This window comes from Mycobacterium palustre, from assembly GCF_002101785.1.
Taxonomy (GTDB): Bacteria; Actinomycetota; Actinomycetes; order Mycobacteriales; family Mycobacteriaceae; genus Mycobacterium; species Mycobacterium palustre.
Genome location: NZ_LQPJ01000102.1, coordinates 122496 through 139320, shown reverse-complemented (window position 1 = coordinate 139320; position 16825 = coordinate 122496). Strand labels below are relative to the sequence as shown.

Here is a 16825-nt window from a genome sequence, read left to right as displayed (position 1 = left end):
GACGGGGCTATACGGTGACGGGGGTCTGCTTCAGCAGCGGCATATCAAGTCGTCTTGCGAGATCCGCCAATGAGATGCCGAACGTTTCGTAGACGGTCGCTCCCTGCTCGTGGTCGATTCCGATGATGGCCAGGTCGCTGTAAATCTTGCTGACGCAGCGCTTTCCGGTGAGCGGGTAGGTGCACTCGGGCACGAATTTCGGGGTGCCGTCTTTGGCGAACAGCGGCATCATGATGTAGACGGCCTTGGCGCCGATTGCCAGGTCCATCGCGCCGCCAACCGCGGGGACGGCGTCGGGCGCGCCGGTGCTCCAGTTGGCAAGATCCCCCCTGCTGGAGACTTGGAACGCGCCCATGACCGAGATATCGAGGTGCCCGCCGCGCATCATGGCAAACGAATCGGCGTGGTGGAAGTAGGCGGCGCCGGGCAATTCCGTGACGGGAATTTTTCCGGCGTTGATGAGGTCGGGATCGATGTCCTCGCCGTGGGCCTCGGGTCCCATCCCCAACATCCCGTTTTCGGTATGCAACGTGACCTGCTGATCGGGGTGGAGATAGCCGGCGACGCTGGTGGGCAGCCCGATGCCGAGATTGACGATCGAGCCGACGGGGATGTCGCGGGCAACGGCGGCTGCCATTTCCGCACGGGTGAGGGGCTTGCGGTCGACATACTCGCGAGCGGTGGTCATGACACCTTCCTTTGGTTGTTTGATCGCCGTAGCACGCGATCGACGTAGATGCTTGGCGTGACAACGTGTTCGGGGTCGATACCCCCGACATCGACGACGTCGGAGACTTCAACGATGGTGGTGGCCGCCGCGGCCGCCATCACGGGATTGAAGTTCCGGGCGGTCTTTCGGTAAACCAGGTTACCGATTCGGTCGGCGCGATGGGCGCGGATGAGAGCGTAGTCGCCACGGATCGGGTACTCGAGGACATACTCGCGGCCGTCGATGGTGCGAGTTTCCTTGCCTTCGGCCAACGGAGTACCGACGGCGGTGGGACAAAAGAACGCGCCGATACCGGCTCCGGCGGCACGAAGCCGCTCGGCGAGAGTGCCCTGGGGCACGAGTTCAAGCTCGATTTGGCCGGCGCGATAGAGGCGATCGAACACGTATGAATCTTCCTGGCGCGGAAAGGAACAAACGAACTTGCGTACCCGACCGGCGGCTAGCAAGGCGGACACACCGGTTTCGCCGGTGCCGGCATTGTTGCTGACGATGGTCAGGCCGGAGGCGCCTTGCTCGACGAGCGCTTCGATGAGGCTGAGAGGCATACCGGCCATGCCAAAACCACCGACCAAGATGGTGGCGCCGTCGTGGATGCCGGCGACCGCTTCGGCGGGGTTGTCAGTGATGGTCGGGGTCACGATGTTCCTCCTGTGCAGTTCGCCAAGACGATCGGGATGGCTCTTTATGCCGAAACTGAAAATAGTCAGACAGCCGGCGCTGCAACCCCGGCGGACTCGGGCGTGCGTTGAAGTTCCTTGACCAGGAACCAGGTAGTCACCGCAATGTAGGCGCCCCAGACGGCGACCGGTAGGTAAAACGCCAGCAACCCGTGGTAGGCGAATGGTCCGCTCTTGGTGAATGCCGGTCCGGCCGCGAAAAATATCGTCAGAGCGCCGGCGACCGTCAACCAAGTGAACCAGCGCGGCACCATCGGCTGGGGCCGGTCATCCATCAGTTCCACGATGGCCGTGGCACCCATCTCAATCGCCAGATAGATCCAGCCGAGGAGAAAGGCGAACCACGCCCAGTCATACCAGGACTGAATCACGTCAGCCCCGAACTCCGGCCGATAGGCGGCCACGATCCATGCGCAGCAGTTGAAGAAGACGATCAACGAGATGAACACACCGCACACCGCGGTGGTGTACGACCAGATTGGGTGGCGGCCTTCGACTTTCGACAACATGATGCCGAACGCGATCGACCCGGGCGTCAGTATCCCGGCGGCGATATAGAACAGCGTGCAGCCGAAGATGACACCCCAGTGGTGAGTGTCGGTGAACCACACCTTGGTCGCCTCCAAGCCCAAGTCCGCCCGCGCCGGCAGAATGAAGTGTGCGATCCCCAGCCAGCCGATCGCGGTGAGGGCGACGAAGATCCAGTTACACCAGAGCCCGATCTTGAGCGACTTGGTCCTGCCTTTGTCTGACACGACTACCCCTTTCACTGCGGACATTGCGGATCGGCAACGGTCGGCAAAGCGTCACCCGACCGGTGGGGTGAGGAACCAAAAGCCGCCAATCAGCGCGATCACGACGACGATCCATCCTTCGAAGACGGCTCGCACCGACTGCGGCGCACAGCGAAGTTCCATGAAGTCCAACATCACGTATCGCACTTTCAGGGCGGCGATCAAAAAGATTCCGGCCACCGCGGCAGCGGGACTGAACACATCGTTCGACAGCACCCAGGTCGTCACCACCGTCAACGCGATCAGGACAAGCCAGACTTTGGTGACCCGTTCACGCAGCACGGCCATCAGGCCGCCCTCATCAGATAAAGCAACGGGAACAACACGATCCACAGCAGATCGACCAGATGCCAGAAGGAGGCTGCGCATTCGGGCACCGCTCGCGTGCTGCTGTGGTAGCAGCCACGCCGCGATCGCATCCATACGTAGGTCAACAGCGCGGTACCCAGCACGACGTGCAACAAATGAACACCAGTGAGCGTGAAGTACCACATGAAGAAGCCGTTGGTGCCGGGCGTGATGCCGTGGGTGATTTTCTGGAAGTACTCAATTGACTTCGACACCATGAACAAAGCGCCGGTGAGCACTCCGGCGAGCAGGTAACGCGGTGCTCGGGCGACAAGGTCAGCTTTGAGGGCCTGTATCGCCAAGGCAACCGTCCACGAGCTGGTCAGCAGGATCAGCGTGTCCATGCCGCCCAAATCCATGTTGAGTGTGTGCCGCGACGCCTCGAAGACTCCCGGGTGCTGGCGGCGTTCAGCCATGAAGCTGCCGAACAGGATTGCGAAGACGAGCGAGTCTGCGCCGATGAGGGCCCAAATGCCCTCCACGCCAGGCAGCCGCCCACGCCTCGTGGAGTGGGTGGAGAGGGCAGCCACGGCGACTATCCGGCCACCGGCGCGCGGTACGCTGCGGCAACGGCAGAGCAGCCAACGTCGGCATCCATCGTCATCGGGCACTCCAAGTGTCACGCGCTGTGTGCGCGTGGATTCCTGCCATCCTCGCCCTAGCACCGCAGCCAGTGCTTCGCCCCTAGGGGCACCATTGCTGCCCCTTCTGGGGGAAACCGGCGGCATCGCGGGGATCGGGCCGAAGTCCTGCGCGATAGTCACAAGGTCGCGAGCTGACGAACCGCCCGTGCCGCCCATATCGTTGCCACTCACCGGTCAAAAGCGATGGCGGCGGTGAGGGCGACGATGCGTTGCAGGACGGTGCGGCGGCTTGTCGCCGAGGCTGAAGACGCGTTATCGCGCATCGGATTTCTCGCGTGCGGGGCCAGGGCGTAGTAGTTTGACGCCGGGCGCCGGCAAGACCGGCTTCGGTCGTCCGGCGTGGGGCCCTTCCCGCCCCTAATCCACGACGTTCCGTCCGTCGCTGCTCGGGTTCGGTTCGAGCACCGGGCATCACCCACGATGCAACGGCCCTGACGATCCGGGGCCTCGCCCTTTAGAGGTACCTCAACAGGGTGAACTTTATGGTCTGACCATAATAACAATTGAACTTGCATGTTGGCGCGATCACCCTGTACGTGACAGCTATCACATAGTCACCACAGTTCGCACTGCGTCACTGACGAGGAGGCTAAATGCCAGCGATCGACTACCGCGAGCTCTACGTCGGAGGTCAATGGACACATCCCGCCACGGCGGACACGATCGCTGTGCATTCCCCGACCACCGAAGAGTTGATCGGATCGGTGCCGCGGGCAAGCGAGCCGGATGTCGACGCCGCGGTGGCTGCTGCCAGGGCGGCGTTTGACGAACCCGGCGGGTGGGCCTCCTGGCACCCGAAGCAGCGGGGCGAGGCGCTGGAGCAATTCGCCGCCGAGCTGGACGCGCGCGGTGCTGAGACTGCGGCACGGGTCTCCATGCAGAACGGCATGCCCATCTGGTTGGCCCAGCAATTCGAAACGATCTTCCCTCCCCTGCTGCTGCGCTACTACAGCGACGTGATGAACAGTGCTCCTGTTGAAGAAGAGCGCCCTGGCATGCTCGGTGGCACCTCGTTGGTCTCCCGACAGCCTGTCGGGGTGGTCGGCGCGATCGTGCCGTGGAATGTTCCGCAGGGCATTTCTTTCCTCAAGGTCGCGCCCGCCTTGGCCGCCGGTTGCACGGTGGTGCTCAAGCCTGCAGAGCAAACCGTGCTCGACGCCTTCCTGATGGCAGAGGCCGCCGTGGCCGCCGGACTGCCGGCCGGTGTCCTCAATGTCGTGCCCGGCGGCGCTGACATCGGCGCCTACCTCGTGTCTCATCCCGGCATCGACAAAATCTCTTTCACCGGATCGACCACCACCGGCCGGGCCATCGCTGAAACGTGTGGTCGATTGCTTCGTCCGGTAACACTGGAGCTCGGCGGCAAGTCGGCGGCCATCGTGCTCGATGACGCGGATCTAGGTGCGTCGATCGAATCCTTCTTCGGAGCCACGTTGCTCAACAACGGGCAGATTTGCTGGCTCAGCACCCGGGTACTCGCTCCGCGCAGTCGATACACCGAAATCGTAGACACCATTACCGATTTGGCTCGCTCGCTCACTATCGGCGACCCCTTGGACCCCAAAACCAAAATCGGCCCGCTGGTGTCGAGCCGTCAGCGCGAGCGCGTGGAAGGATACATCGCGAAGGGGAAGCTGGAAGGCCGGCTGACTACGGGCGGCTCGCGACCGCCGGGTTTTGACCAGGGCTGGTTCGTGGAGCCGACAGTGTTTGCCGACGTTGACAACAACGCGACAATCTCCCGCGAAGAAATCTTCGGACCGGTGTTGTCGGTCGTCCCCTACGGCGACGAGAGCGAGGCCATCGCGATCGCCAACGATTCCGCCTACGGCCTCGGCGGAACGGTATGGTCCTCCGACGCCGGGCGCGCCACTGAGGTCGCACGCAAGGTGCGTTCGGGCACGGTCGGCGTCAACCACTACGTCAACGAGCCCGTCGCGCCGTTCGGCGGTATCAAGGACAGCGGCATGGGCCGAGAACTCGGACCCGAGGGCCTGCACGCATACCAGGTTTACAAGACGATCTACCTGCCGCCGGCTTGAGTGGAAAGGACAACGGTGTCTATGACTGATCACGACGAAGCGATCGAACGAAGCCGCGAGATCGTCAGTGTTGCAGCCGAGTTGCTTGCGACGGACGAAATCTGCCCACTACCGGCCCACGGAGATCTGAAGTCCAGCAACACCGCGCTGAAAACAACCCGGCAAGCACTCATGCGGGCCCTCGACGGAGGCGCCGAGGCAACGACGGGGATCCCCAGGGCCAAGGCCACCGCCCTAGTACTGAACACCGTTGCCGCCGAGGCAGCTGTCAAGGATGGGCTGATCCAACGACGTGCTGAGAAGGTGCTCGGAGTCCGCGAGGCCCTGTCCAGGCTGCGCAATGCGCCGTCGACCTCCGCCCTGGCCGAGCGCGCGCCAATCGAGGCACGCCAGATCGGGTTTCGGCGGGCCCTTTTTTCCAAAATCGAGCAAGGGATTTGGCTCGCTCGCACCGCGTTCGCAGTTGATGATCCCGACTTCGCCGAAGAAATTGTCGCTATCGGCCGTGCCAATCCACGCCGCCTCAACGGGCCACTGATCGAAAGTGAGATGGTACGCCGGGGTACGCCAATGGTGGTCGCCGATCCGCAGTCGAACCCTCGCGTGCACGCCGAATTCGTCCGGTACAGCCGGACCATTAGCTACGTCGCCGCCCCGGTCACCGCCTGGGGAGTTCCGGTGGCGATGATGCATGCTGATCGCGATACCGACTGTGCCGTAGACAATTTCGATCGCTACATATTGGGCACGTACACCGAGGGCCTCGGTATGGCGATCGAGCGGGCCCAGCTGATGGAGCGGCTGCGGGCGGTCCGTCAGGCGACCACCGATTACCTGGCGGGAGTCCAGGCAATAGCCGACGACTTCACCGCCGACGTTCTCGACATTGCCGAACTTGGCCTTGCGGCACAGGGTGGAACAGGCAGGGCGCAAGCTCCCCCGCCACGCGATGAGCGCGGCGAGCGTCTGACACCCCGCGAATGGGACGTGTTGCGAAACCTTGCCTCCGGCAAGACGAATGCCCAGATCGCCAACGGGCTGTTCGTCACCGAGGGCACGGTCAAGTCGCACGTAAAGCACATCTTGCGGAAGCTCGGCGCGAGCAACCGGACCGAAGCGGTGGCGCGCTGTCACCAGCTTATGGCGGGCGCCGGACCCGCCAAAGCCGGCTGACCGACACCACCACAGTTTCATTCATAAGCGGGCGCTCGCATCTGGCGACCCCTTCGCAAAGGACTTGCGACCGCTAGAAGCGGATCAGTCCACGAATGTTGCGGCCCGACAACATGTCCTCATAGCCCTGATTGATATCGTCCAGGGCGTATTCCCGAGTGATCAACTCGTCGAGCTTCAACTCGCCGAGTGCATACATCTCGAGGTAGCGCGGGATGTCGTGGCGGGGGTTTGATGAGCCGAACAACGAGCCGTGGATTGACTTCTCGTAGAGCATGAGCTCGAACAGCGACCCGCTCATGGTCATTTCGGTGGGATGGCCGATAGCGGTGACGACGACCTTGCCGCGGCGGCCGACGAGGCTCAAAGCTTCAGCCACGTAAGCGCCCTCGGCATGATCGGTCGTTATCACGCATGCGTCAGCCATGACGCCACGCGTCAACTCGGTGATCAATGTCTGCGCCTCGGCGACATCAGCAACGGTGTGGGTGGCACCGAACTCGAGCGCCTTCTTGCGTTTGTACTCGACCGGGTCGATCGCCACAATGAACCGGGCGCCCGCACGTTTGGCTCCCTGGAGTGCGTTGGCGCCGATGCCCCCGATCCCCATGACCGCGACGGCGTCACCGGGGCGCACCCCGGCCGTGTTCACGATGCTGCCGTACCCGGTGGGAACGCAGCAGCCGATCACCGCGGCGCGGTCCAGCGGACTGCCCTGGTCAACTTTGACGACCGAAGCCGTGGGCGCAACGGTGTACTCGGCGAACGACCCCAGAAGGCACATTTGTCCCAGATCCTTGCCGCGCGCGTGGAAACGGTAGGTGCCGTCCAGCTGCGGGCCCTGGATGACATGGGCGCCGAGGTCGCACAGGTTCGTCATACCGCGCGCACAGTGCGAGCACCGCCCGCACGCCGGCAAGAAGCTGAGCACCACTGAGTCGCCCTCGGCGACCTCCGTGACGCCTGGCCCCACCCCGGCAATAATGCCGGCCCCTTCATGGCCGCCGACGAAGGGCAGTGGAACTGGAATGTCTCCAGTCACCAGGTGGTAGTCGGAATGACACAATCCGCTGGCGACGAGCTTGATCAGAACCTCGCCCTCCTTGGGAGGATCAAGCTCGACCTCTTCGACCTGCCACTTCTCATTGGTCCCCCACAGGACCGCGGCCTTAGTCCGCACAGCGCACCTTTCGTCCAATGCCGAGACGTCTCGATCGCAATCGTCACCCGATCGGCACTGCGCAGGCATCTCCCTCAAGGGGTGTATTGGGATCCGAAATGAGATAGGGAGCCGGTTGAGGTTTCTAGAAGTAGCGGGGGAACCGGCTCCAGTCCGGCGCCCGTTTCTCCAGAAAGGCGTCACGGCCCTCGACGGCCTCGTCGGTCATGTAGGCCAGCCGAGTCGCCTCGCTGGCAAAGATTTGCTGGCCGACGAGTCCGTCGTCGAGCAGGTTGAACGCGAATTTGAGCATGCGTTGGGCCTGGGGGGATTTGGCGTTGATCGCCGCAGCCCACTGAAGGCCGACGGTTTCCAACTCGGCATGGTCGACGACGCGGTTGACCGCGCCCATCTCGTGCATCTGCTCGGCGGTGTAGGACTCGCCCAGGAAGAAGATCTCGCGGGCGAACTTCTGCCCCACCTGCTTAGCGAGGTAGGCACTGCCGTAGCCGCCGTCGAAGCTGCCGACGTCGGCGTCCGTCTGCTTGAACCGGGCATGTTGGCGGCTGGCTAAGGTCAGGTCGCACGTCACGTGCAGGCTGTGGCCGCCACCGGCTGCCCACCCGCTGACCAGGCAGATCACCACCTTGGGCATGAACCTGATCAACCGCTGAACCTCCATGATGTGCAGCCGCCCGGCGCGTGCGGCATCGACGGTGTCGGCTGTTTCTCCGGAGGCGTACTGATAGCCGCTGCGTCCGCGGATGCGTTGATCACCACCGGAACAGAACGCCCAACCGCCGTCCTTTGGGGAAGGCCCGTTGCCGGTCAGCAGCACCACACCGACGTCTGGAGACATCCGCGCATGGTCGAGCGCGCGATACAACTCGTCGACGCTGTGCGGACGAAACGCATTACGGACATGCGGCCGGTTGAATGCGACCCGGACAGTAGGTTGCTTAACACCGTCGAGCACATGCCGGTGATAGGTGATGTCGGTGAGTTCCTCGAAGCCCTCGATAAGCTGCCACAGCGACGGGTCGAACGGGTTATCGGTCACGGTGTGAATCTAGGCGCGGCTTTGCGACAGGACACCATCGGGTGAAACCCCACCTTTTAGCGGACAAAAATGCACCACGCCGAGAAGCATGGCAGCGAATGAGCCCTGCGTCGTGAGGCGACTTGCTATGGTCTGACCATAGTAATCATTAATGCTGCCTAATCCTTTTGGGCTACGAAGTGGTGCAGGTCACATATACTAGTCTTCGCAGGTCATCGACGCGCTGGCGGCGCTGGTCGTACTGCGCGAACGTGGCACGGGAGGAGGTTGGATGAGCCAGCTCGTACAGTCGGCCCCCGACGTATTTGACTGCATCGAGCAGGCCTGGGAAATCGTGCGAACGACCGAACAGCTGGTCGGGGTCGACGATCTCTGCCCAGCCCAACCCAGGCCTGAAACTCATGCTGCTGACGCCGCGTTGTCGGCGGCGCGCCAAGCCCTGACCCGCCGGCTCGAACTCACCAGCGTGACGCGGAACATCGGCGATCAAACGTCCTTGGCGGCACTGGCACTCCGGGCCGAACAGACCCAGGTTGCACTCAAAGATGCGCTCTTAAAGCTGCAGTCCCAGCAGGTGGAGAGCGCGCAGAATGCGCTCAACGGACTTCGCACCGCGACCTCGGCTGCCACGCTGGTCGAGCGCATCCCGACCGAGGTGTACCGGATGGGCTTTTCCCGGGTGCTCTTCTCCCGCATTCAAAACGGGTGGTGGGTGACCTGCTCGGCCTTCGCCGGGGCGGACCAGGAGATGGCATCGAAAATGGTCGAAGCGGGCCTCGCGCACCCTCGGCAACTGGTCAACCCGCTAGTTGAATCGGAGATGGTTCGGCGCGGCTCCCCCATCTTGGTCGCCGACCCGCAGAGCGACCCCCATGTCCATCCCGAACTGGTCGCGGTAACCCAGACCGCGGCCTATGTGGCGGCACCTGTGTTCTGCTGGGGCAAGCCGATCGGCCTGGTGCACGCAGACCGGCACACCCACGCACATGGCGTAACAGAGTTCGACCGGGACGTCCTGGGATTGTTCGCCGCGGGCCTCGGGCTGGCCTTCGAGCGCAATCTAATGGCAGGTCGACTCCGGGCTATGCGCCAGGCGGCGGAGGAACACATGCGGCGCGCAGGTTCACTAGCCGACGACTTCACCCTTGACGTGATCGAATCGGCAGCACCAGTGCTGTCTCAGGTGGACGACCTTATCGGCCTGGATCCGTCGGCGCCGCTGGGTGGCGGCGATGACGACAGTCACTTGCTGAGTGAGCTGAGCTCCCGGGAAGCAGAGGTCCTGCGCGCGATCGCGGCCGGCAAGACGAACGCCCAGGTCGCCGCATCGCTGTTCGTCACGGAGGGGACGGTGAAGTCCCACGTCAAGCACATCCTTCGCAAATTGGGTGCCTCCAACCGGACGGAAGCTGTTGTCAAGTACCACCGGGCCCGACAAGCGCGCGGTAGAACGCAGTCGGACCAGGGGTAGGGCAGTTCCTTCCGGCGGGAGATGCGCTGACAGCAGCAGGCTGCCGGCGCCAATGTCGTGCAGAACTTACGCAGAGCGTTGCATGCGGTATCCGCCGCGGACATGTTGAACCATAGGTGGATGTATCAGCGATTACAGCCCATATAGCATCGCGTCGACCGCCATCACATCGGAGGTGAGGATCATCGTTGCAGGGGCAGCAGGTGACGCACCGACCCCCGCGCGCACCCGTGACCCGGAACGCAAGGCCCGAATCATGGCCGCCGCTGCGGACCTCGTGGCGCGCAAGGGGTATCACGCGGTGTCGATGTCCGAGATCGGTTCGGCGGCAGGAATCACCGGATCGGGTGTTTACCGCCACTTTGATAGCAAGTCGGCGGTTCTTGTCGCACTGTTCGACCGGGTCATCGATGACTTATTGCGCGACGAGCAGCAAATTCTGCAGACCACCAGCGACCTCGCCCGGGCACTCGACCAACTGATCGCCGGCCAAGTCGAATTCGTGGTCAGCGACCGGGAATTGGCGCAGGTATACCACAACGAGATCAATAACCTGCCGGGTGAGGATCGACGCCGACTGCGCCGCAAACAGCGGCTCTACCTTGAGGAGTGGGTCCACTTGGTCGACGAACTGCGCGAGGATCTCAGCGACGCCGACGCACGCACCGTGGTGCATGCCGCGATCGGGGCTATTCAGTCAACGCTGTTCCACGGCATCGGATTGGCCGAGGACCGGCTCCGGGAGTTGCTTACTGACGCCGCCCGCGCGGTGCTCGGGATCACCGGCTGAACGCCCGGGCACGAACAACCCCGCTATCGCGACCAGCGCCACGGCCAACGCGATGCTTGCCAGCGTGCACGCCATAATCAGCGCCGACGACGTGCCCTTGGAGTGCAGGGCGATGATCGTGGGCATGCCGGCGCCGAAGTTGGCTCCGAAGAAAGTGACCGGAAAAATCACGAACAGCCCGAGCAACTGCCACCAGGCGGTGGCGCGGGCCCGCAGCTGCGCGGCCACCACGGTAAAGCAGATGACCTGAACGGCCTCGAGAATCCCGATGACCAACGGGTAGTTGAAGATTCGCAATACGTGCGGTCCCCAGTAGCTGTAAGTGCCGGCGTTGATGCCGAATATTTCGAAGGCGGCCGACATGGCCAATTCGATACCGGCGAAGATGAACAGCTTCCTGCGGGTCACCGTTCCCCGCCAAACTTCGCGGGCGAAGAACACGGCCGCCACGGCGTACAGCACGACGTACCCGCTGTGTGTCCAGATCGGCTGCGGGATATCGAAGGCGGTGAAGTGCGTGACCATCCCATGGGTCGAGTAGAAGTACAGCATAAAAGCCACGTCGTAGAGCGGCTCACCGAACGCCCCCACCGCGGCGGCGAACACCATAAACACGTAAAAGGGGGTGCGCTCGCGCATTCCCATTCTGACGGCCAACACGAGGATGACCGCGGTCAACCCCCAACTGGCGTAGTTCAAAATGGCTTGCGCGGTGAGGTTCAATGGGTGATCGATCGGTGGCATGAGCCCCAAGCTATGACGCCGCTCACACTGCGGCTCTACCACTCCGGGGGATTTAGCTCCCCCGCCAGGGAGTAAAAGCGCCCGGCCGTACGCCGGCCGTGTCAGGCTGCCAGCGTGTACGTGGACGGCAATGTCGGCGGCGGCATCGACGGCACCGGCGGGGCGGATTTCGATGTTCTTTCCGACCAGGTCGCTGCGGCCGAGCGGATTGGGCTGGACGGCGTCTGGTCGACTGAGGTGAGTCGAGACCCGTTCTTGCCCCTGCTTGTTGCAGCTCAGAAGTCCTCCACCTTGCTGCTGGGAACCGCTGCAGCGGTGGCATTTGCGCGCAACCCGATGACGATGGCTGCGGTGGCCAATGACTTGAACACGTTCTGCCGGGGCCGGTTCGTCCTTGGCCTGGGTTCGCAGATCCGGGCGCACATCGAGCGACGGTTCAGTATGCCCTGGTCGGCGCCGGCTGCGCGGATGCGCGAATACATCCTGGCGCTGCGAGCTATCTGGACCAGTTGGCACACGGGCGGCAAACTGGACTTCCGCGGCGACTACTACCAGCACACGCTGATGACGCCGATGTTCCGGCCCGAACCGAACCCGTTCGGGTCGCCACGGGTGATGCTGGCAGCAGTGGGCCCGAAGATGACCGCCGTGGCCGCCGAAGTCGCCGACGGGCTGCTCCTGCATGGCTTCACGACGGCACGGTATCTGCGGGAAGTGACGATGCCGGCGGTGCACGCGGGGTTGCGCGCCGCCGATCGCAGCCGGGCCGATTTCGCCGTGTGCTACCCGGGATTGGTCATCACGGCCGACGACGAGCGGGGATATCTCGAAGCGGTGCAGCGGGTGCGCCGGCAGATCGCCTTTTACGCGGCCACACCCGCGTACCGTGCGGTCATGGACCTCCACGGATGGGGGGACCTGCACACCGAACTGCACAGGCTATCCAAAATTGGTGACTGGGCCGCCATGACGGCGATGATCGACGACGACGTCCTGTCCACCTGCGCCGTCATCGGGGAGCCGAAACATGCAGGCGCCGAGATCGTTCGACGCTTCGGCGAGCTAGTGGATCGCTTTACCCTTTACACGCCCTACCCCCTCGACCAAGCCGCGCGGTCCGCCGTCGTCGAGGGGATCAAGCAAGCCGGTTAAGCGCTCGCCTGCGCCGCAGCGGATTCCAATAAGAACTGGCCGATGTAGGTTCGGGTTTGGTCGGCGTTGAGCGGCTGGAACATCGACGCCGCCGCATCGCGGTAGAGACGCTCAAAGATGGAGCCCCGGCGAAACGACTCGCCGCCCACCATGCTCATAGCCCGCTGGGCCATGTGCATCACGTTCTCGGCCACGTAGGTCTTGGCCAAGCCCAGGTAGGGAAAACGCAATTCGGGCGCCCAGTCCTTGTCCCGGCCATTGATCAGATCCTCACACGTCTGGTAGAGCACCCGCCGGGACTGCTCCACCCGGGACGCCATGTCCCCAATGCCGTCGATGATGTGGCCGACGTTTTTCACCTCCGTGTCTGCGGCCACGATTGCACCGAAGGTCGCACCCAGATGCTTCTTGGACAGCTTGGCTACGGACTCTTCCAGGATGCGCTGCTGCATCCCGTAATAGATGCTGGCGAACATCAAGGAAGCCCACTCGAGCACGCCAAACGCGCCGGCCCGCCAAATTGAGATGAAGCCGTCCTCGGGCACGAAGTAACCGTCGAAGTGGATGACTTGAGTGCCGGTCGCGTGCATACCCAATGCGTCCCAGGTCTTCTCGATCCGAAGGCCGTCGCCGACGCCGTTCTCGTCGACCTTGAAGTCACCGATGAAGAATTTTTCAGCGGCGACCCGAGCGTCGAAGGTATCCGGCAGATTGCCGTCGGCATCGGTTTCGGTGGCGTTGGTGGTGACGATGTCGGCGGCCTCGCATAGGGTGCCCCAGGTCTTCTTGCCGTAGAGCTTCCAGCCACCGCCGGGCTGTGGCACGGCGCGCATGTCGGCCAAACCAGAGAATCCCGCGCGCTTCTCGGAGAACGGGCCGAAGATCAGGTCACCGTCGGCGACCCGGCCCAGCCAGTACTTGTTCTGTTCCTCGGTCATCAAGTTGCCGGCAATCCCGACCATGATGTAGTGCATGTTGTACGCGAGCGTGATTGCCGAGTCGCCGCGCGATAGTTCGGACACCACCTTCGACACCTGCAGGATGTTGCCGCCGGGACCGCCGAACGCCTTGGGCACCGGCAAACCACCGAGTCCGGACTTCTTGAACACGTCGATCGAGGGGTAGGCGAAGGTGTTCTCGGCGTCGTACTTGGGGCCGATCTCGCGGAAGTACTGCGAGACCTCCTGCGCCTTGGCGAAGTATGGGGCGAATTCCTCGTCCGTCATGTCTTGCTGCAGCATGATCTCTCCATCGTCAATTGGCGGTGACTGAGGCCGATGCTGCCCTTCGCGGGACGTGCGCACACCCCTCACAGGGGGTAACTCGCTCCAACAACAGGGGAGCCCCTCCCCCATTGGGGCGGTCGGTTTCCTCCCGTCGGTAGTCGCCGCTGCCAGACTCCGCTCCTAGCGTCGAATGCATCGTTCCCACCAGAAGGAGAAACGCGCGTGAGCCACGCATTCGCGGTCAAATGGTTGAAGGCGTTCCGGGAAAGCGCAGAAGCAGTGGTCGCCCTCTACGCGGACGACTTCCTGTTCGAAGACCCCATCCTGGGCCAGTCGATCACCTCCAAGGAGGAATTGCTGCGGGTCTTCGCTCCCTACGCAAACAAGGACACCGAGAACGGCATCGGTATCAACAACTTCCGCATCGACGAGGTAGTGGGCGATGAGAAGGCGGCCATCTACCGCTGGACGTGGCACGCACCGACAGCGGCGGCGTTCGTCGGTGTGCCAACCAACGGTAAGGTGCCCGGCACCCGCGGGATCACCTTCCACATCTACGACACCGACGGCCGGATCAAGCGCGAGGAGAGCTTTTGGGACTGCGCGACCGCGGTGCGCGACCTCGGATTGCCGGTCGACCCGACCGCCGTCGCCAAGCTGCCGGCACTGGTCTGAGAGGAACTTAGATGACTTTCGCCACCGACCACGCCGACCGCTGGGTCACCGCGTTGACGTCCGACACCGCCGCCGCGGTGAACCTTTATGCCGACGACTTGGTTTATGACGATCATGCCGACTCCGATCACATGATTGACACCGCGATCACCAAGGCGGAGCTCCAACCGCGGTTGGCCCCATTTGCCAACAAGGACAGCCACAATGGTGCGGGCATCCACCACTTCACCGCCACCGAGGCGTTCCAGCTGGCCGGCGTGAACGGTAATCCGGCCGTGGTGATCCTGTGGAACTGGACAGGCGAGGGGCTGGATACCTACCGCGGCGTGCCCACCGGGGGGAAGACGTTGCACACGCGCGGAATCACCTGGCACCAGCTGGACAGCGACGGCAAGATCGCCCGCGAGACCACGTACTGGAACGACACCCCGGTGTTGCAGGAACTCGGCCTGCCGATCATCACCCCGGAGTACTGGGTGGAGGGCTTCGACCCCGCGGCGCTGACGCCCCAGTGAAACGGCACCAGTGAATCTGGAGGCCCGCGGCATGTGGGGAGTGCTGCCCGATGTTCTCGATCGGGCCTGCACTTACTACGCCGGGCAGGTGGCGATCATCGACGGTGATCGGCACCTGACGTATCGGCAACTGCAGCAACTGCGGAACCGGATCGCCCACGCGCTTATCGCCTCTGGCGTTCAAAAGGGCGACCGCGTCGGGTTGTTAATGCCCAATTGCCTGGAGTTCATCCCCGCACAGCACGGGATCTGGGCGGCGGGTGCGGTGTTGGTGCAGATGCCCACCCGAGCCGCCGCGGACGGGTTCCGAAGCAACCTGGCCCAAACCGACGCGACCACGCTGATCTATCACGCAAAGTTCGAAAGCGCAGTGGCCAAGATCAGAGCCCAATTACCCAAGCTGCAGAACGTGATTCGCGTCGGCGCCCCAGACAACATCGAGGTCGATGCCCTCGACTTCGACCAAGTCGTCGATACCCAGCCCGCCACCCGTCCCGAAGTCCGGATCGACGAGCACGAGGAGGCGTATGTACTTTTCACCTCCGGGAGCACCGGAGAGCCCAAAGGTGTTGTCAATTCCCATTTCACCTGGAGCTACTACAGCATCTCCGCGGGCTTAGAGATCGGCGATATCGCGTTCGGCGAGGTGTTCGCCCACGGCGCGCCGCTGACCCACTTCACGCAAATCTTCGTCATGCCCACCTTGCTTCGCGGTGGCACCAACGTAATGCTGCCAGGTCTGGAAGTCGGAGGCCTGCTGGCGAACGTCCAGCGTCATCACATCACGGCCACCGCGTTGGTGCCCACCATCATCTACCTCCTGCTCGATCACCCGCATCTTGCCGAGTTCGATCTCGGCTCGCTGCGAACCGTGATCTACGCGGGCGCCCCCATCACACCCGAACGGCTGCGCGAGGCCCTCGAGACGTTCGGCCCGATCTTCATCCAGACGTACGCCGGCACCGAACAGGGTTACGTGTCGTGCCTACGCAAACACGAACACCTGCGCATCGGGACCGAAGACGACGAGCGATGGACCGCACGGCTTGCCTCGGCTGGGCGGCCGATGTTTCAGGTCCAGCTCACCATCCGGGACGACGAGGACCGCGAGCTGCCAATCGGCCAGACCGGAGAGATCTGTTCACGCCAACTCGGGCAGATGGTGGGCTACCTGGACTCGGCGCGCAACCCCGAGACGCTGCGCGACGGCTGGGTACACACCGGGGATATCGGCTACCTCGACGAGAGCGGTTTCCTTTACATCGTCGACCGCAAGAAAGACATGGTTATCAGCGGTGGTTTCAACGTGTTTCCGCGGCAGGTCGAAGACGTGCTGTCCACCCACCCGGCTGTGGCTCAGAGTGCCGTGATCGGAGTGCCCCACCCGAAGTGGGGCGAGGCCGTGGTCGCGGTCGTGGTTACACACGCCGGCGAAAGCACCGGGCCTGCGCTGGAAGCGGCACTGATCAACCATGTCAAGGCGGCGCTCGGCTCCGTTCCCGCACCCAAGTCCGTCCTATTCGCCGACGAACTCCCGCTCAACCCGGCCGGCAAGGTCGACAAGAAAGCCATTCGCAAGTCCCACTGGCAGGGTCGTGCCCGCCAAATCGGCTGACGCAAAGGAG

Annotated in this window: 17 protein-coding genes; 8 read left to right on the top strand and 9 right to left on the bottom strand. The window is 63.3% G+C overall.

Annotated features, from left to right (window positions below; translation table 11 throughout):
* Positions 1–7: 7 nt before the first annotated feature.
* The 5 genes from AWC19_RS14410 to AWC19_RS29670 form a co-directional block, all read right to left on the bottom strand.
* Positions 8–688 carry a 3-oxoacid CoA-transferase subunit B gene (locus tag AWC19_RS14410; protein ID WP_085078735.1) on the bottom strand — a complete coding sequence of 227 codons (681 nt, stop codon included), beginning with the start codon at positions 686–688 and terminating at the stop codon, positions 8–10.
* Complete coding sequence (locus tag AWC19_RS14405) at positions 685–1368, bottom strand: 3-oxoacid CoA-transferase subunit A (protein WP_085078734.1); 684 nt, start codon at positions 1366–1368, stop codon at positions 685–687. The genes AWC19_RS14410 and AWC19_RS14405 overlap by 4 nt, the downstream gene beginning before the upstream one ends.
* 65 nt (positions 1369–1433) lie before the next feature.
* A complete protein-coding gene (locus AWC19_RS14400) occupies positions 1434–2177 on the bottom strand; it encodes a hypothetical protein (RefSeq protein WP_245848971.1) in 744 nt (247 codons plus the stop codon).
* Between the two features lie 36 nt (positions 2178–2213).
* A complete protein-coding gene (locus tag AWC19_RS14395) occupies positions 2214–2489 on the bottom strand; it encodes a cytochrome C oxidase subunit IV family protein (protein ID WP_085078732.1) in 276 nt (91 codons plus the stop codon).
* Positions 2489–3031 (bottom strand): cytochrome c oxidase subunit 3, encoded by a 543-nt coding sequence (locus AWC19_RS29670; RefSeq protein WP_158090877.1) that lies wholly within the window; start codon positions 3029–3031, stop codon positions 2489–2491. Before AWC19_RS29670 ends, AWC19_RS14395 begins: the two co-directional genes overlap by 1 nt.
* A 755-nt stretch (positions 3032–3786) precedes the next feature.
* On the opposite strand from AWC19_RS29670, the gene AWC19_RS14385 reads away from it, so the two are divergent.
* Both AWC19_RS14385 and AWC19_RS14380 read left to right on the top strand, forming a co-directional pair.
* Positions 3787–5235 carry an aldehyde dehydrogenase gene (locus tag AWC19_RS14385; RefSeq protein WP_085078730.1) on the top strand — a complete coding sequence of 483 codons (1449 nt, stop codon included), beginning with the start codon at positions 3787–3789 and terminating at the stop codon, positions 5233–5235.
* A 21-nt stretch (positions 5236–5256) separates the two neighbouring features.
* Entirely contained in the window at positions 5257–6408 is a 1152-nt protein-coding gene (locus AWC19_RS14380; protein ID WP_085078729.1) for a helix-turn-helix transcriptional regulator, read from the top strand.
* A gap of 73 nt (positions 6409–6481) precedes the next feature.
* On the opposite strand, the gene AWC19_RS14375 is transcribed toward AWC19_RS14380, so the two are convergent.
* Together AWC19_RS14375 and AWC19_RS14370 are read right to left on the bottom strand one after the other, a co-directional pair.
* Positions 6482–7588: an NDMA-dependent alcohol dehydrogenase gene (locus AWC19_RS14375; RefSeq protein ID WP_085078728.1), complete on the bottom strand. Its 1107-nt coding sequence runs from the start codon at positions 7586–7588 to the stop codon at positions 6482–6484.
* Positions 7589–7712: 124 nt separating this feature from the next.
* Entirely contained in the window at positions 7713–8627 is a 915-nt protein-coding gene (locus AWC19_RS14370) for a 1,4-dihydroxy-2-naphthoyl-CoA synthase (protein WP_085078727.1), read from the bottom strand.
* Positions 8628–8898: 271 nt separating this feature from the next.
* Between AWC19_RS14370 and AWC19_RS14365 the strand changes: the two genes are divergently transcribed.
* Together AWC19_RS14365 and AWC19_RS14360 are read left to right on the top strand one after the other, a co-directional pair.
* Positions 8899–10098: a LuxR C-terminal-related transcriptional regulator gene (locus AWC19_RS14365; RefSeq protein WP_085078726.1), complete on the top strand. Its 1200-nt coding sequence runs from the start codon at positions 8899–8901 to the stop codon at positions 10096–10098.
* Positions 10099–10354: 256 nt separating this feature from the next.
* Entirely contained in the window at positions 10355–10888 is a 534-nt protein-coding gene (locus AWC19_RS14360; RefSeq protein ID WP_142281181.1) for a TetR/AcrR family transcriptional regulator, read from the top strand.
* Here the strand turns inward: AWC19_RS14360 and AWC19_RS14355 are convergent.
* Positions 10796–11632 carry a hypothetical protein gene (locus tag AWC19_RS14355; RefSeq protein WP_085078724.1) on the bottom strand — a complete coding sequence of 279 codons (837 nt, stop codon included), beginning with the start codon at positions 11630–11632 and terminating at the stop codon, positions 10796–10798. The two genes, AWC19_RS14360 and AWC19_RS14355, sit on opposite strands and share 93 nt — an antisense overlap.
* Before the next feature lie 114 nt (positions 11633–11746).
* On the opposite strand from AWC19_RS14355, the gene AWC19_RS14350 reads away from it, so the two are divergent.
* A complete protein-coding gene (locus AWC19_RS14350; protein ID WP_085078723.1) occupies positions 11747–12784 on the top strand; it encodes a TIGR03617 family F420-dependent LLM class oxidoreductase in 1038 nt (345 codons plus the stop codon).
* Here the strand turns inward: AWC19_RS14350 and AWC19_RS14345 are convergent.
* Positions 12781–14025 (bottom strand): acyl-CoA dehydrogenase family protein, encoded by a 1245-nt coding sequence (locus AWC19_RS14345; protein ID WP_085078722.1) that lies wholly within the window; start codon positions 14023–14025, stop codon positions 12781–12783. The two genes, AWC19_RS14350 and AWC19_RS14345, sit on opposite strands and share 4 nt — an antisense overlap.
* 207 nt (positions 14026–14232) lie before the next feature.
* Between AWC19_RS14345 and AWC19_RS14340 the strand changes: the two genes are divergently transcribed.
* The 3 genes from AWC19_RS14340 to AWC19_RS14330 are packed head-to-tail and all read left to right on the top strand — an operon-like array spanning position 14233 to position 16815.
* The gene (locus AWC19_RS14340; RefSeq protein WP_085078721.1) at positions 14233–14685 is read left to right on the top strand and encodes a nuclear transport factor 2 family protein; all 453 of its coding nucleotides are present in this window, start codon (positions 14233–14235) and stop codon (positions 14683–14685) included.
* Positions 14686–14696: 11 nt separating this feature from the next.
* Entirely contained in the window at positions 14697–15200 is a 504-nt protein-coding gene (locus AWC19_RS14335; RefSeq protein WP_085078720.1) for a ketosteroid isomerase-related protein, read from the top strand.
* Positions 15201–15231: 31 nt separating this feature from the next.
* Positions 15232–16815, top strand: a complete 1584-nt coding sequence (locus tag AWC19_RS14330) for an AMP-binding protein (protein WP_085078763.1) — start codon at positions 15232–15234, stop codon at positions 16813–16815.
* Positions 16816–16825 lie beyond the last annotated feature (10 nt).